Below are 16,583 nucleotides of genomic sequence, written 5' to 3'. Positions count from 1 at the left end.
ATTCAACTAAAGATAATTGATAGTATGAATTTTATATAAAAATGTCATACTTTTAACTACTTTTATCCATAGAGGTGTTATTAAATAAGTGTTTTCATTCACTGCGAACAGATTCTTGAACCAGCTAAGAATAAGAACAGAAATACTCTGGACATTAACATTACCTCAATGAAACTATTGATAACAGCAATATTTAATGCCTGATAAACATTCATTAAAGCATGACAAAAAGAGTATCAGCATTTCCGGAGCTTGTTGCTGGTGTCAGAAACATATCAACACTGAATGCATGCAAAAATCATGTGGATGCAGTTTATTTTTCTCTTGACCGCTTCAGTCTAAGAGCCCGAGCTCAGGAAATTTCATCTGAGTACTTATCTGATTTTGTTCATGCTGTCCATCACGCAGGACTCAAAGCTTATCTTACAGTAAACTCGGTCATCTACCCTGAAGACATCAAGGAACTGGATACCATAATGGATCATGCATCCTCTGCAGAAATAGATGCTGTTATTTGCTGGGATCCAGCTACAATAGAGCAGGCTCTGGATAATGGACTCAAGGTCCATATTTCCACCCAGGCAAATGTTTCAAACCATAGATCTGCAGAATTTTATCACTCTCTGGGTGCTGAAAGGGTGGTTCTTTCAAGAGAATTGTCCCTGGAACAAATTGCAGATATCCGTAATAAAACGGATATGGAACTTGAAGTTTTTGTTCATGGTGCAATGTGTCATTCGATTTCCGGGAGATGTTATCTCTCTGCATACCTGGCAGGAGGTTCAGCAAATTGTGGTGAGTGCACTCAACCATGCCGCTGGGAGTGGACACTGGTTGCAGATGATGGATCAATGGTAGAGGTCGGAGGTAAATATCTACTAAGTGCAAAGGACTTATGCATGATAGAACATATTCAGGAACTTGTAGATACTGGCATAGATGCCTTTAAGATTGAAGGAAGATTAAGAGATACAAGATATATTTCACATGTATCAAGCTGCTATGCAAATGCCTTATCATCAGTAAAGGACGGAAATTTTAGCATAGATAATGTATCTGCTTTAAAGAAAGATATTGAATCTGTATTTAACAGAGGATTATCTACCGGATTTTATTTTGGTACCCCTTCATCAAAAGAAATTATGCTCAACAAGCCAATGAATGCATCCTCTACAAAAAAGCAACCTGTGGGAATCGTCACAAACTATTACTCAAAAAAGAAAGCAGCATCCGTTATTTTAAAACATTCCTCTCTTTGTGCAGAAGATAGAATAGTAATCGAAGGGAATACAACCTTTCTGGAACAAAATGTGGAATCTATCATTAAAGACAATACACCCATAAAACATGCTTATAAGGGTGATGAAGTGGGTCTGGAAGTTGTATCGAAGGTCCGAAAGAATGACCGTATATTTAAGTTGATTAATTCAAAGGATACCTGTAAATAAATAAAAATGAGCAAGTGTTGTTCCTGTTCAGGACATATTTATATCCCTGTAAATATCAGGCACCAGTCTGTACAGGGAGTTACCAGGAACACTATAAATCCGATTCATAGCTCAGGAGATTCTGCTAAAAACAAGTAACTTAGAATGAATGTTTCATATCAATTTCTATCTAGCAGTAGCTGTAGATACAGGAAGTGTCAATCCTCCGTATGGCATAATATGTACCTTTGCATCTGGACAATCTTCCAGAAGATCATCAAGCTGTTCCTGAATCCCTTTAAATGGAACACAAAAAGCATTCCGGACATCAACTTCCGGCAGGTCTGAGGACAGATACAGTTTTGATTTTTTGGTCAGTTGTGCTACAAATGCTGCTTTATGTCCTCCAAGTTCAAACGAATGATGAAACTTATTCAGTACATCATCCGGGGTTTTCAGTTCACGGTTCCATTTTTCGTATATTGCATTTCCAAACCCATCCTTGCATTCAGCAACCATGAGGATAGATCCTCCTTCTTTTACCGCACTTTTTGCATTTTCCAGGGCTTTTTGAGCCTGATAGAGGTTTATGTCTTTGGGATAACCGCCTGCAGAAACAATAACAATATCAGCCGGTTCAACTTCAACTTTATACATTTGATCCACAACTTCCACACCCTTTCGATGAGCATCAATGATATGTCCTGCTGTAGCTGCAACAATATTTTTTTTGCTGTCAATAATTGCATTGAACAAAAAATCAACCTTGACAAAATTGATAGCATCCTCCATATCAATTCTTACAGGACTTTCAATATTTCCACTGGTTGCTCTTTCATTCACCATTAATCTGTGATTGGCAATAACTGATTCTTCAGAACTAACTCCAGGGAGTATCGCCTTTGCACCTCCACTATACCCTGCATAATAATGGAGTTCAATATTACCTGTACAGATGATTATATCGGAATCCAGTACCTCTTCAAATACTTCAACGGGAGTGCCTGCCGAAGTTACCCCTACCCGACGACATCTGGAACGATCGTGTTCAATACATCTTATCCGTTCATAAATATCATCCCCGACAATATATCTCATCTCTTCTTCCGACTGTTTCCGGTGGAGGCCCAGAGCAAAGATTATTGTGATGTTTTCATCTCTGACACCTGCCTCATGAAGCTTTTCAAAAAGAGGAGGAAGCATCTTTTTTGTAGGAGACGCTCTTGTAGCATCGCTTACAATTATGGCAACAGAGGATTTGGAATCTGCTATCTCCTGTAGGGATTTATTGTTAATGGGATTATTTAGTGCACCCTTCAGGATCTCGCCTTCACTTTCAGTTATATCCGGTTCAGAAGGTAGTATGATCTGTGATAGGTTTTTATCCGGAACCTCTAAAACCATTCTGGTATTGCCATACGGAAGCTCTACAGTTGCCATGGTTATCTTAGAAATAAGATATTTTATATATAAATTGCTGTTGGATGGGTCAAAATTAAAAGAAAAAAGTACTCGTGGATCATATATCATAAAATACGAATATCACATTACCAGATGAGAAGCAGACAAAAGTTATTATAATTAGTAATATGACGAGAAGTCGAGGGGATATAATTCACGAAATATAACTTTTGCCTGCACTAAATAAAATGAAACCATTGAATATAAATTTAATCACACGTACAGTTGGAAACTCCAGATTCGGGACTTTATTGATTGCAATAAGATTATAGCATCCGCTGTTTTGTATCAACATGCTCTCAGACATTAGTTAGTTTAATATATTGCAAAAATGAATTTTATATATAGTTTTATAGGAGTAGATAAAATGCCTAAAGTTACACTCGTACATGCAGACTGGTGCAGATTATGTCCCGCAGCAAGCAAATTATGGAAAAGCCTGCAATCTGAATACGAATTCGAATATGAAGAAGTGGACATTGATACTGAAAAAGGGCAGGAGCTTGCCGGCAAGCACTCCATAATGGGAGTGCCAACCACAATCATCGATGATGAAGTTATTTATGTGGGCGTTCCTGAAAAGGATGAAGCTGTTTCTATGCTCTCCTGACAGGAGCAGTTTTAATGCATGATCTGATTATAGTGGGAGCCGGGGCAGCCGGGCTAAGTGCGGGAATCTATGGTTCAAGGTATGGACTGGACACTCTTGTACTGGAAAAAAATGAGATAAATAGTCAAATCGCACTGGTTGATCGAGTAGAGAATTATCCGGGATTTGCGTCAATAAGCGGCATGGAATTGATAAAAAAAATTGAAGATCATGCAAAGGCAATGGGTATAGATATAAATTATTCAAATGTTAGAAATGTTATCATTGATAATGATAGAAAAATAGTCCAGACTGAAAATGAAGAACTCCAGGCAAAGAGCATAATTATAGCAAGTGGTGCAAAGCCTCAGAAATTAGACGTTCCTGGAGAAATTAAATTCACAGGCAAAGGTGTCTCTTATTGTGCAACCTGTGACGGTCCGTTTTTTAAGAAGAGGAATGTCGCAGTTATTGGAGGAGGTAATTCAGCAGTTGCAGAAGCACTGGTTCTGTCTGGCATTGCAGACAATGTATATGTAGTGCACAGGAGAAACGAGTTGAGAGCAGAAACAATACTCCAAAATAGAGCCTTTGCAACAGAAAACATCGAATTCATCTGTGACAGTGTGGTTGAACAGATCAAAGGAAACAATAAAGTTGAACAGATTGTTGTAAGAAATATAATTACTGGAAAGGTAGAAGAAATTCCAGTCAACGGAGTCTTCATTTATGTTGGCATAAAGCCAAATACCGATTTTATTGACGTTGCAAAGACCGAAGATGGTTTTATCGTCACCGATAATGACATGCAGTCATCAGTAGAAGGAATCTATGCAGCGGGTGATTGTCGAACTACCCCATTGCGCCAGGTGATAACTGCAGTTGGTGATGGAGCAATTGCTGCCTATTATGCAAATAATTATGTTAAAGGGATTTAAAGATTATCAGCTATAAGTAAAAAATGAGAGGATTATCTCTCAGCTACAACATCTATTTCTAATATTAGTTGAGACTCAATGAACTTTTGCTGATATTAAAAATGCTCCAATGGAGATTCGAAGCCGAATTTTAAGTTTAGAAAACTCAGGTCATGCCACTGGATCATAGTAACTTACACAAATATTAGTGTATGAATGCAAAAAGCTAACGGTTTTAAATGTCATTGGACCTACCATATAGTATTTATAGTCTGAAAGAAAGCAATTTATCTGTGATGTATAATGAAGCTTCTACTTATTTCTGACATCCACGCAAATAAGATAGCACTTGACAGGACATTAACCGTACCCCATGACAGGATTATTTGTTTAGGAGACCTTGTGGATTATGGACCTATGCCAGTTGAATGCATTGATGCTATAAAGGATTTGAAGATACCCACAATCAGAGGTAACCATGACAATGCAGTTGCCTATCGCATTGATTGTGGATGTGGATATGAGTATAAAAATCTGTCAATATCTTCCAGAGAATACACCTGGCAGCATCTTGATCAGGAACATATCCATTTTTTGAAAAATCTGCCTTTGAACCTCAAAGAGAATATTGATGGCCACAGACTGTATTTTACGCATGGAAGTCCTGTATCAATGTATAATTACATAAAACCTGATACTCCAGTTAATGAAATTGAGAAAATGATTGAAGGCATAGATAGCGATTTTCTTTTTATAGGACATTCGCATATCCCGTTTGTAAGGAAAGTGAAGAATACCACCATTATAAATCCAGGTTCAGTTGGACAGCCCCGTGACGGAGATATAAGAGCCAGCTGTGCAGTTTTTGACACTGTATCCTGTGAAACAGAAATTATCAGACTTCAGTACGATATTAAAGGAATTTATCGCCTGATCAGAGACAAAAATATGCCCGATCAGGACCAGCTTATAGATATACTCAAGCGTGGATACTAAATATCCACAATTCTCACATCCAATTCTCCGGCATCAAGAAATGCAACTGTGGATCTGCCGGTAAGCACACCTGAAGCTTCACCGGGATTTATTACAAGAGTTCCATTCATGCTTTCTATAGCTGACCTGTGAGTATGTCCCCGTACAATGACATCAAAATTTCCTGAAATTGCAAGAGACTGTACCATAGTCTCATCGACCCCATGCAGAAGTCCGATTTTTATGCCATCTATTTCCAGATTCCCAAAATCTCCGCATAGATGAGCTCCAAAATCCTCAAACCATGATTTTAGAGTTAGTTTGTCCCCATCATTGTTACCAAAAACAAAATACAATTTTGCATCAAGTTCCTGAAAGGCCTTTGCTGTAAATGGAGATACAATATCACCTGCATGAAGTACAGCAGTTACTTTTTCTTCATTAAAGATTTTCACAGCCCTATTTATTGAATCTAAAGAATCATGTGAATCAGACATTATTCCGATCATATTATTCAACCCCTTTATTTTGGTTGGCAGTTATATTGATTGAATGCCTGCCTTTTTCATTAAAGTTCCTATTAAAATACAATAAAGCACGGCAATCAGACAAGTGTAAGTATTTTTAGCAGGTTTGTTCCGCCCGGCCTGCCAGGTGATTGTCCCTGAGTAAGGACTACAATATCTCCAGACTGATATATTCCCCACTCTTTCATTTTACCAAGGACTGTATTTTCCCAGTCTGTTTCTAATTTTTTTACATATACAGGAAATACACCATAAGATAAAGTGAGACTCTGGGCAGTTAGCGGATAGCGGCTAAAGGCTAGGATCCATGTAGATGGCCTGAACCTGGAGATTCTTCTTGCGGTTTGTCCCGACATTGTGGGAGTTACAACATAATCGACCGATAACCTCTGTACCGCTTCATTGACATGATGGGAAATAACATCATCGATATTCATTTCAACACCACATATTCGGGTCTCTATTCTTTCAATTCCCCATCTGGTCCTGTCCCTCCACTCTTCAGAGGCTTTTGCTATCGATGACATCATTTCTACACTTTCTACAGGATATTTTCCTACTGCAGTTTCACCAGAAAGCATCACAGCATCAGTTCCATCAAGTATCGCATTTGCAACATCAGTCACTTCTGCCCGGGTAGGCCGGATGTTCTCCGTCATTGATTCAAGCATATGTGTTGCTGTTATTACAGGTATGCCTTTCATTGTAGCTTTAGCGATAAGTTCCTTTTGGACCTGGGGCACATTCTGGATTGGTAATTCTACTCCCATATCACCCCTTGCAATCATAAGTCCATCAGAAACCTCTATAATCCGGTCAATATCCCGGACTGCTTTCTCACGTTCGATCTTTGCAATAAGAAAAACCGACTTGCCCCTCTTCAAAGCAAAATTCCTAACCTTTTCAATATCTTCTGCCTTTTCTACAAATGAAATGCTGAATATATCCACTCCTGCATCAAGTGCAAAATCGATTACCTTAAGATCATTTTCAGTTACTGGCTCAAGATCAATATCGATTCCCGGGAGATTAACACCTTTATTTGATGAAAGTGGACCTTCAGTGATTACCCTGCAATAGACATTGTTTTTTAAAATTTTCAGGCATTCAAGCTGGATAAATCCGTCATTGAGGTAAATAAAGTTTCCAGGGGATACAGATTCTGGAAGTTTTTTATAATTTACAGGAATGATCTGGCCTTCTCCCCGAACATTTTCTGTGGTCAATATTACTTCATCACCCTTTGACAGGTGTATAGGCTCGGTCTCCAGCTTTCCGGTTCTGATCTTTGGACCCGGAAGATCTGCCATAATAGCAATTTCTATGCATAGCTCTCTGGAAATATTCCTTATCTTCTGAATCACATCTTTATGATCCTGAAAATTACCATGGGAAAAGTTAAGTCTGGAAATATTCATTCCCTTCATTATTAGTTTCCGGATTATATTTTCAGATGAAGAAGCCGGGCCCAGGGTACAGACGATTTTGGTCTTATGATCAGGAAGCTTAAAACATGAAACGTCTTCCAGCACATTTTTAGGTTCATTCTCTTGCAACAATCCCACACCTCTATCATTTAAATGATCTACTTTTTTAATCGGGAATAATTAAATTTACCCCTCTAAACTTAATTCAAGTATTTAATATCGATATAATGACCAATAAACTATAAACTCTAATCACTATTATAGCAATATGGCCAATAAGATGACCAGTGAAGAAATAATCATTGAAATCAGGAATCTGAGTAAAATCTATTCAGACGGTGTGGATGTTTATGCACTGGATTCTATAAATCTGGAAATCCATAAAGGCGAGTTTCTGGCAATAGTAGGTCCTTCCGGTTCAGGCAAAAGTACACTTCTTCATATCATAGGTATACTGGATACACCTACCAGAGGTTCCATTTTCATCGCTGGAAATGATGTAAGTCAGATGCCTGATAAGGACCGTTCCAGAATTCGTAATCAAGTGCTGGGGTTTGTGTTTCAGTATCACCACTTAATGCCTGATTTTACAGCTCTTGAAAACGTGATGATGCCTTTGTTAATTGCAGGCAGGACCAGAGAAGAAGCAACCAGAATGGCAAATGAACTTTTAGCTGAGGTGGGCCTTGAAGACCGTATCGATCACAGACCAACGCAACTCTCCGGCGGCCAGAATCAGAGAGTTGCAGTTGCAAGAGCTCTTGCCAACAGTCCTGCCATCGTAATAGGTGATGAACCTACAGGTAACCTGGATACAAAATCAAGTGAGAAGATTTATGAACTTATAAGAAGACTCAATCGTGAACATGGACAGACATTTATACTGGTCAGCCATGACGAAGCACTTGCCCGGAAAGCGGATAGAGTAATCCATATAGTTGACGGCAAAATCGCAGAATAAATATCCATATCTTAATTGTACAAAATGTGATGTTACATAGTTTTATATTAATGGCAGTATAACTTCATAATGCTGATAAATTTGAAGGGGGAGATTGTAAGCATGGAAAAAGCTACGTTTGCTGCAGGTTGTTTCTGGGGAGTTGAAGATTCGTTTCGAAAGGTAGAGGGAGTCATATCCACACGTGTAGGTTATGCCGGGGGTCATACAGAAAACCCTACATACAAAGAGGTTTCGACTGGTAGGACCGGTCATGCTGAAAGTGTCGAAATCATTTATGATCCATCAATTGTCAGTTACAAAGAGTTACTGGATATATTCTGGGATGTTCATGATCCAACCCAGGTTAACCGCCAGGGACCGGATATTGGCAGCCAGTACCGTTCAATCATTTTCTACCACAATGAAGAGCAAAAGTTTGATGCAATCGAATCTAAAAAGGAACTGGAAAAGTCCGGCAAGTACAATAAAGAGATTGCTACAGAGATTATACCTGCCAGGGAATTCTATCCTGCAGAAGACTATCACCAGCAATATTTTGAAAAAAGAAGATTATAAACGCAATAATACGAGTATTTGATGAAACTGGCTTATGTGATCGAAAATCACATTTTCTCTGATCCATCCTTATCAATCAGCCTTGCGTCCCTGATAATTATTCGGGCAGTATTTTCGTCCATTTCATCAACATCATAATCAAGTATTTCGATCTTTTTCTCATAGATTGGACCATCAGTAACAAAACTTTCAAATTCGCCACCTTCACCTGCAATATTAACTCCGATCCTTTCATTGAGATCTACAAGGTCATCTATATCCTTTTCTTCAATTCTGCGGCCAAGCCAGGATCTATCAAGACCATATGCTGCGATGCTGCTGAAAATGAATTCAAAGCCTTCATTCAATATATCTCTCATTTCCTGTTCCTGATCAGTATGCCAGAGGGGCGAAAAGACTTTCAACCCAAGTTCAGAACATATTTTTTCAATTCTATCTTTTTGATAGGTAGAATAGAGAGCACCGGTAACTACTCCATTTATCCCATACTGCCGGATAGCAGCCTCAAGTGCTTCTTTAAGGTCTTCAAGTTCAATCTCTTTTTCTCCTTCGGTGACCTTCTCAATCAGTGGAATACCAATTGCCTGAGATTGAAGATGCACCATATCAATATTTGGAGTATGGAACATATAAGAATGAGGATTCTTGCTCCTGATAGTTATCAGGCATTCAATGGGATATTTTTGTTTTTGCATCAGGTACAGAGAGTAATTACTGTCTTTTCCAGAACTAAAGAGTACTCCCAGTCTGTAATTTTGAACTTCCTGGATATCCTTCAGGTAGTCAGTCTTTGTCTTAAATCCGTTTGATTTTGATAGTTTATTGATAGCCCTATCAAATCCGCTTCCATACTGTGCAGCTTTTTTACGTCTCATAGAAATATCTTCAGAAATACCTATTTTTTTACCAATATCTCTTAATATCATCTTATTTGTTTCGTTTTGTATTTTATATTTTGCAGGAACTTTGAGACAGAAATCGACAACTTCCAGGGCAAGATATGGAAAGCGCAGTTCTATCCCATTGTGCATGGAAACAACATCGTCCCTGTAAGTATTTCTCTGATAAATATCCATTATATCCATGTAACACTGTTCATTAGCATTATCAGATGATTTATGTCTATTATAGCCTGCAAGTAATTCATCTGCACCAGAACCGGATAACATTATCCTGACACCGTCTTCTCTGGCAGCAAGGCAGGCTGCAAACATTGTTAAACCTACCCCGACCTTTGGGACCTCTGTATCTTCAACAAGTCTGATAACGGTCTTCAGCATACTCTCAGTTTCTTCAAGAGGAACTTCATTTATTCTAAGTTCAAGGTTCAGCTTTTTTGCCACAATTTTTGAATATCTCACATCATGAGCTGACTTTTTATCCAGAAGCCCGGCTGAGTAGCAGAAAAAATCACGTCCTGGTATTTTTCCGATCCGGACACACATATAGGCCAATATTGCAGAATCCACACCTCCTGAAAATAAGATGCCAAAGGGGGTTTCTGGAAGCCTTTCTTTAATAGATTTTTCAACCAGGATTTCGAGTTTAGACCTCATCTCATCATACCGGTTACTGTGAGGAGGATATATGGACAGGGATTTACGTTTATAGTGATGGATTTTGTTCTGTGTTATATCATAACATAAAGCAATTCTTGGATCCAGTTCTTTTGAATCTGAACAAAAATTAATGGATAAGGCCTTTCTCTCTGATGAAAATGCAAATCCGTAGGAGGTATCATAACTATACCACAGCGGCTTTACACCAATAATATCCCTGAATACATATACATACTCATTTAGCCAGTAAGCAAATGAATAAACCCCACTGAATTCATCAAGTGTTTTTTCTATAAGTTTGTATACCATATCAGAAGATGCTACTTTTCCATTTGATTGTTCAAAGTTATCTATATTACACTCAATCAGCTTAATTAAAAGATCAGCATCATTTTCAGCATTCATTGCATATTTTGTATCAACTTCTTTCCAGTTATACAATTCACAGTTTCCTGCAAACTTCCCTCTGTAAACTATAGGCTGTGCAGCAAAATTAACAAGTGAATGGAGATTTTGACCCATGATCCCAATTCTATCTTTATGAACTTTCAAGGTATTAATATCTGGAGAATATTCCACCCAGTTCACACCACATACTCCACAGCCGTCCTGACCCCGGTTTTGAAGTATTGAGAGGGATCTGATGGCATATACCCAGTTATCAGGATTATTGAAAAAACCAACAATTGCACACATATCCAGATCATATTTGTGAACTACTCCGCACTATTTATTGCTACCGCAATTATTTACTCAATAGATTCTATGGTCAATTCCTGAATGATTGAATAAAAAGCCATATAACTGATTGAATTCATTTCTCAGTTAGAAAAATATCCTGTTAATAGATTAAAATTAAATTCCAGAATATGTAAATGATATGCAATGCCACCTATAGCTAAGAAACATCTGAAACTCTATCTCTACCACGCAGATCAATGTCATCCAAAAAAATGTACAGGAAAAAAACTTGCCCGTTTTGATCTAATAAATTTGTACAAAAATGTGAACAGAATTCCTGCAGGATCAATTTTGCTTGACCCGATGGCAGAAAAGGCAATTTCTCCTGCAGATAACATCACAAAAGGGATTACTGTCCTGGATTGTTCATGGCAAAAGGTAGAAGAAATATTTCCTCTTCTACAGAAAAAAAGAATGCAACACAGGGCTCTTCCATTTCTGGTAGCAGCGAATCCGGTTAATTTCGGAAGACCATTCAGGCTAACCTCCGGAGAAGCATTTGCTGCTGCGCTATATATATTGGGTTATAAGGAGCAGGCAGAGGAACTTCTTTCCAAGTTCAAGTGGGGAAAAACCTTCTTTGATCTCAATAAGCAGCTGCTTGAAGAATATTCAAGCGCCAGAGACAGTTCTGAAATTATCAAAATACAGGAAGAATATATTTGAGTTTCCATTCTAAATGCATATTATGAGGTTGTAAAAATGAAAAAACCACATATTGGTATCATTGGGGCAGGCGCATGCAGTACTGAAGTATCCAGAATAGCTGAGGAAGTTGGCAAAAATATAGCAGAAATGGATGCAATACTTATCTGCGGAGGGCTTGGAGGGGTGATGGAAGCTGCATCCAGAGGTGCAAAAATTAATGGGGGAACGACTGTAGGAATATTACCAGGTGAGAATTTCAGGGATGCAAACGAGTATATTGATACAGTAATAGTCACAAATATGGGCCATGCACGAAATGCATTGATCGCTCATTCTAGTGATGCACTTATTGCGGTTGATGGCGAATATGGCACACTTTCTGAAATAGCACTGGGCTTAAAGATTGGTAAACCTGTAATAGCACTCAATTCACAGTGGAAAATAAGAGGGGTCAGGATTGCTTTTTCCGCAAACGAAGCTGTAAAAATGGCATTTGAGAGTATCCATGGACCTGATCACCAGATATCCTGAATTTCATTTCAGTATTTTCCCAGCAGTTTTGCAATAGATCTGTGTACTCCATGAATGCTGAAACTTTTCCCAAGGTACATCATAGGACATTTCCCTATTATACACTCAACATCAGAGGTCCTGCACATCTCCTTGGCCTTATCGGTATCAGTTCTCCAGTGAATCCATATTTTTTTCACCCCTTTTTTCTCTAGAGGCTCGATTATATATCCAGGATCTGTCTCCTTTAGTCCTATAATCGCATTTTCAATTCCTTCAGGAATATCTGCGATTCGGGTAATTTCAGTAGACTCCGGATTCTTTGAAACATCGGCCACATATACTGTTTTACCCCTTTTTTTGAGTTCATCGACTGTGAGTTTCATAGCCGGTTTTGTTCTGTCAGTAACAACTATAAAAGTATCCTGTTCCAGAAAACGTTCTTCTTCTAACATATATTTTAACTCCTGAGATTATTGAAGATAAATTATTGATGATAAAATATTGTCCGAGGACACTTATAAATGAACCGTATACTTTCAGACTATTTTTAAGACTAAAATTTAGACCGGGATTTTCATATTGATGGAATATAGAGAATTTTTATTTAATGTCAACCCAAAACCTTTTATTCTAGAAAATGTGTTCAACAACTAAAGTTTAGCCTGCTACTGAGCTGAACTGTATCTAAATAATTTGATTCAAACAGGAAATTAACGGAGCTATCAATGCATCTTATTATTGCGGAAAAGAACATTGCTGCAAAAAGGATTGCCTCAATACTTGCACCAAAAAAACCCAAGCAGTCAAGAGTTAATGGTGTGGATACCTATCAATTCAAAAATAAAGAAGAAACTGTTGTTATAGGATTGAGTGGGCATATTGTTACAGTTGATTTTCCTCCGCAATATAAAAACTGGCAAAAGGTTGAGTCCCGGGAATTGATTGATGCTGAAATAGTTACAGTGGCGACCCATTCAAAAATTGTTTCTGTTCTTAAAAAAATGGCTAAGAAAGCAACAAATGTAACAATTGCTACTGACTATGATCGTGAAGGTGAGTTGATCGGTGTTGAAGCCTTAAATATACTCAAAAAAGCAAATCCAGATCTTAAATTTGACCGTGTAAGGTACAGTGCAATTACCCCAAAAGAAATAAACGACGCGTTTTCAAATCCGGTATCAATTGATTTCAATCTTGCTGCAGCAGGACATTCAAGGCAGGTTATAGATCTTGTATGGGGAGCATCGCTTACCAGATACCTATCTCTTGTTTCCGGCAGACTCGGAAATATGTTCCTGTCTGTTGGAAGAGTTCAATCACCCACGCTTGCCATAATTGTAGATAGAGAAAAGGAAAGGGACGAGTTTGTTCCAAAGCCATACTGGGAAATAGATGCCCTGCTGGAAGATAAAAATAAAAACGAAGTCTTAGCCAGCCATTCAAAGGGAAGGTTCTGGGATAAAGACGAGGCAGATACCGTAATGGAAAAAGTCAATAAGGCCAGAAAAGCAGTTGTATCCCAGATACGCAAATCCAGCAAAACCGATAAGCCGCCAACTCCATTCAATACAACAGAGCTGATCAGTGCAGCCAGCTCAATCGGATTTACAGCTTCTAATGCAATGCGCATCGCCGAGTCTCTTTATACCAATGGTTATATCTCATATCCAAGAACTGATAATACTGTTTATCCAGCTTCTCTGGATCTTAGAGCACAGATCGAAATATTTTCTTCAGGAATATTTAAAGAGTATGCCAACGAGCTTCTTAAAAAGAAAGAGTTGATCCCAACCCGTGGTAAAAAGGAATCTACAGATCATCCTCCAATATACCCAGCTTCATATGCTAAAAAATCAGAGCTTAATGAACAGGAATGGAAATTATACGAACTGGTGGTCAGAAGGTTCTTTGCAACATTTGCAGAACCTGCCCGCTGGGAAACCATGCGTATCAAATTTGAAATAAATGAAGAGGAATTCAAATCCAGTGGTGCCAGACTTGTAAATGCCGGCTGGAGATGGTATTATCCATATAATGCTCCAGAGGACAGATTACTTCCTCAAATGGAAGAAAAAGACATACTTAGTGTTGAAAAAATTGATATGGTGGATAAAGAAACAAAGCCCCCTGGAAGGTATGGACAGGGAAGACTGATACGTTTAATGGAAGAATTGGGGCTGGGAACAAAAGCTACCCGGCATGAAACCATCAGTAAATTATATTCAAGGACATATGTTCACGGAAGTCCACTTATCCCAACAAAAACAGCATATGCAGTCATTGAGACACTGGAAAAATATGCTCCAACAATCACAAAGCCTGATATGACCAGCAAGCTGGAACAGGATATGGATAAAATTGCAGAAGGTGAAATTACAGAAAATGATGTAATTGATGAATCAAGGGAGATGCTGCAGTCTATATTTTCTGAATTTGAAAAATGCCAGGACAAGATAGCCGAATCTCTCAGGGCCGGCCTTAGAGAAGATAAGATTGTGGGATCGTGTCCGGAATGTAATTCCAAGCTGTCAATCAGGCGATCCAGGAGAGGATCACGTTTTATAGGGTGTAGTAACTATCCTGATTGTACATTTTCACTGCCTCTTCCAAAAAGCGGACAGATAATTGTAACGGACAAATCATGTGATGAGCACGGATTATATCACTTGAGAATAATTTCAAAAGGGAGAAGACCCTGGAACCTTGGATGCCCTCAGTGTAATTTCCTTGAATGGCAAAAGTCCCAGAATAACGAAAATCAAGAGAAGAACGAGAAGGTTACCAGCAAAAATGCTCACAAAAAAACTGTCCCTGCCAGCAAAAAAAAATCGGATAAGGTAACAGAGATCTCCGGTATTGGTAAGGTTACAGCAGAAAAACTGGATGAAGCTGGAATCGTGAAAATAGGAGACCTACTAAATGCAGATGCAACGGAAATATCCAGAAAAACCAATATTTCCGTCAAGAAAATTAAGAATTGGCAGAAAATTGCAGTTCCCGATAGACAAAATTAGATACAGGATGACAGATTGTGTTATTACAGTTCAAAGGCGGATGCCGGGAAGTAGGAAGATCGGCACTTCTTGTAAATGAAGAAATACTGATAGATTATGGTCTAAAGCCTGGTGATAGTTTCCAGTATCCATTAAATGGCCTTCATCCCAGGTCAGTTATAATATCTCATGGTCATCTAGACCATTGTGGAGCAGTTCCATCACTGATCGACATATATCCAGACATTTTTATGACACCTCCTACACTATCTTTTTCAAATCTCCTTGCACGGGATACAATTAAAATAGCTGAGTCCATGGGGTATTATCCGCCCTTTGACAGGGAAGATTTGAGAATATTTATGAATTCAGTACAAAAGGTTGACTTTGATGTTGAATTCAGTGCTTCAGGATACACATCAGCATTTTATAATGCAGGCCATATACCAGGCTCTGCTTCAGTATATCTTAATTCACCTGATAATGAATCTCTTTTCTACACCGGAGATATAAATACTCATGATACAAGACTTGTTACAGGTGCAGACCAGTTCCCAGATGCAGACACTCTTATCATTGAAAGCACCTATTATGGAGAAGATCATCCATCCAGAAAAGACACCGAATCAGCATTTATAGAATCTGTACAGGAAACACTTGATATTGGAGGAAATGTGATCATTCCTGCGTTTGCCATAGGAAGAACTCAGGAAATACTGATGATGCTGGATGCCCACAATATTAATGCATACGTGGATGGGATGGGAATTGATGCATATAAACTCATAATGAAACATCAGGAATATGTAAAAAATCCGGTACATTTAAAGAGAGCATTTAAAAACGCGTCTGTTGTTAAACCAAATAAAAGGGCAAGAATTACAGAAAATCCGTCGGTGATAGTCACAACATCCGGAATGCTTAGCGGAGGGCCTGTAATGTACTACCTTGATAAGCTTTGCAGGGATCCAAAAACAAAAATCATGTTGACTGGATACCAGGCTGAAGGAACCAATGGAAGAATGGCACTGGATAATGGATCTATTATGAACAATGGGGCTCACCAGCATCTTAAGAATATTATTGAATATTATGACTTTTCTGCCCATTGCGGAGACAAGCAGCTTAAAGAAATCGTAAAGGATTTCTGTGACCGTGGTACTGAAACCATATTTACAATGCACGGTGAGCAATCAGAACAGTTTTCCCAATGGATCAATCAGGAAATAGGTGTTGACACATATGCACCTGAAAACGGCAGTTCTTACAGGATCTGATCATATTGAT

The 16,583-nt window shown here is 38.5% G+C and carries 15 protein-coding genes; 10 read left to right on the top strand and 5 right to left on the bottom strand.

Features of this window, described 5'->3' with window-relative positions; genetic code table 11:
* Positions 1-221: 221 nt before the first annotated feature.
* Positions 222-1,448 carry a peptidase U32 family protein gene (locus tag MZHIL_RS03635; protein ID WP_013898019.1) on the top strand — a complete coding sequence of 409 codons (1,227 nt, stop codon included), beginning with the start codon at positions 222-224 and terminating at the stop codon, positions 1,446-1,448.
* A 165-nt stretch (positions 1,449-1,613) separates the two neighbouring features.
* Here MZHIL_RS03635 and larA read toward each other — a convergent pair whose 3' ends face one another.
* Positions 1,614-2,867, bottom strand: coding sequence for a nickel-dependent lactate racemase (gene larA / locus MZHIL_RS03630; protein WP_013898018.1), 1,254 nt, complete (start codon positions 2,865-2,867; stop codon positions 1,614-1,616).
* 388 nt (positions 2,868-3,255) lie between these two features.
* Here larA and MZHIL_RS03625 point away from each other — a divergent pair, with 388 nt between their 5' ends.
* The 3 genes from MZHIL_RS03625 to MZHIL_RS03615 all read left to right on the top strand — a co-directional run bounded on the left by MZHIL_RS03625 (position 3,256) and on the right by MZHIL_RS03615 (position 5,390).
* Complete coding sequence (locus tag MZHIL_RS03625; protein WP_013898017.1) at positions 3,256-3,498, top strand: glutaredoxin family protein; 243 nt, start codon at positions 3,256-3,258, stop codon at positions 3,496-3,498.
* 14 nt (positions 3,499-3,512) lie between these two features.
* A complete protein-coding gene (gene trxB, locus MZHIL_RS03620; protein WP_013898016.1) occupies positions 3,513-4,415 on the top strand; it encodes a thioredoxin-disulfide reductase in 903 nt (300 codons plus the stop codon).
* A gap of 282 nt (positions 4,416-4,697) precedes the next feature.
* Positions 4,698-5,390 carry a metallophosphoesterase family protein gene (locus MZHIL_RS03615; RefSeq protein ID WP_013898015.1) on the top strand — a complete coding sequence of 231 codons (693 nt, stop codon included), beginning with the start codon at positions 4,698-4,700 and terminating at the stop codon, positions 5,388-5,390.
* Here MZHIL_RS03615 and MZHIL_RS03610 read toward each other — a convergent pair.
* Both MZHIL_RS03610 and pyk read right to left on the bottom strand, forming a co-directional pair.
* Positions 5,387-5,878 carry a metallophosphoesterase gene (locus MZHIL_RS03610; RefSeq protein ID WP_013898014.1) on the bottom strand — a complete coding sequence of 164 codons (492 nt, stop codon included), beginning with the start codon at positions 5,876-5,878 and terminating at the stop codon, positions 5,387-5,389. The two genes, MZHIL_RS03615 and MZHIL_RS03610, sit on opposite strands and share 4 nt — an antisense overlap.
* A 95-nt stretch (positions 5,879-5,973) precedes the next feature.
* The gene (gene pyk, locus MZHIL_RS03605) at positions 5,974-7,452 is read right to left on the bottom strand and encodes a pyruvate kinase (RefSeq protein WP_013898013.1); all 1,479 of its coding nucleotides are present in this window, start codon (positions 7,450-7,452) and stop codon (positions 5,974-5,976) included.
* Positions 7,453-7,603: 151 nt separating this feature from the next.
* Here pyk and MZHIL_RS03600 point away from each other — a divergent pair, with 151 nt between their 5' ends.
* On the top strand, positions 7,604-8,284 hold the full coding sequence (locus MZHIL_RS03600; protein ID WP_048815466.1) for an ABC transporter ATP-binding protein: 681 nt from the start codon (positions 7,604-7,606) through the stop codon (positions 8,282-8,284).
* A gap of 102 nt (positions 8,285-8,386) precedes the next feature.
* Positions 8,387-8,842: a peptide-methionine (S)-S-oxide reductase MsrA gene (msrA, locus tag MZHIL_RS03595; RefSeq protein ID WP_013898011.1), complete on the top strand. Its 456-nt coding sequence runs from the start codon at positions 8,387-8,389 to the stop codon at positions 8,840-8,842.
* Between the two features lie 47 nt (positions 8,843-8,889).
* Here the strand turns inward: msrA and MZHIL_RS03590 are convergent, their stop codons facing one another.
* Complete coding sequence (locus tag MZHIL_RS03590) at positions 8,890-11,097, bottom strand: diphthine--ammonia ligase (RefSeq protein WP_013898010.1); 2,208 nt, start codon at positions 11,095-11,097, stop codon at positions 8,890-8,892.
* Between the two features lie 189 nt (positions 11,098-11,286).
* On the opposite strand from MZHIL_RS03590, the gene MZHIL_RS03585 reads away from it, so the two are divergent.
* Positions 11,287-11,808, top strand: coding sequence for a DUF367 family protein (locus tag MZHIL_RS03585; protein ID WP_013898009.1), 522 nt, complete (start codon positions 11,287-11,289; stop codon positions 11,806-11,808).
* A 36-nt stretch (positions 11,809-11,844) separates the two neighbouring features.
* Positions 11,845-12,321 (top strand): TIGR00725 family protein, encoded by a 477-nt coding sequence (locus tag MZHIL_RS03580; RefSeq protein WP_013898008.1) that lies wholly within the window; start codon positions 11,845-11,847, stop codon positions 12,319-12,321.
* 8 nt (positions 12,322-12,329) lie between these two features.
* On the opposite strand, the gene MZHIL_RS03575 is transcribed toward MZHIL_RS03580, so the two are convergent.
* Complete coding sequence (locus MZHIL_RS03575) at positions 12,330-12,755, bottom strand: hypothetical protein (protein WP_013898007.1); 426 nt, start codon at positions 12,753-12,755, stop codon at positions 12,330-12,332.
* A gap of 273 nt (positions 12,756-13,028) precedes the next feature.
* Here MZHIL_RS03575 and MZHIL_RS03570 point away from each other — a divergent pair, with 273 nt between their 5' ends.
* Together MZHIL_RS03570 and MZHIL_RS03565 are read left to right on the top strand one after the other, a co-directional pair.
* Complete coding sequence (locus MZHIL_RS03570) at positions 13,029-15,317, top strand: DNA topoisomerase I (RefSeq protein ID WP_013898006.1); 2,289 nt, start codon at positions 13,029-13,031, stop codon at positions 15,315-15,317.
* A gap of 17 nt (positions 15,318-15,334) precedes the next feature.
* On the top strand, positions 15,335-16,573 hold the full coding sequence (locus MZHIL_RS03565) for an MBL fold metallo-hydrolase (RefSeq protein WP_013898005.1): 1,239 nt from the start codon (positions 15,335-15,337) through the stop codon (positions 16,571-16,573).
* The last annotated feature ends 10 nt before the right edge of the window (positions 16,574-16,583 follow it).

The organism is Methanosalsum zhilinae DSM 4017, from assembly GCF_000217995.1.
In the GTDB taxonomy this organism is placed as follows: domain Archaea; phylum Halobacteriota; class Methanosarcinia; order Methanosarcinales; family Methanosarcinaceae; genus Methanosalsum; species Methanosalsum zhilinae.
The sequence above is the reverse complement of the archived record's forward strand: the minus strand, read 5'-3'. Positions and strand labels throughout refer to the sequence as shown.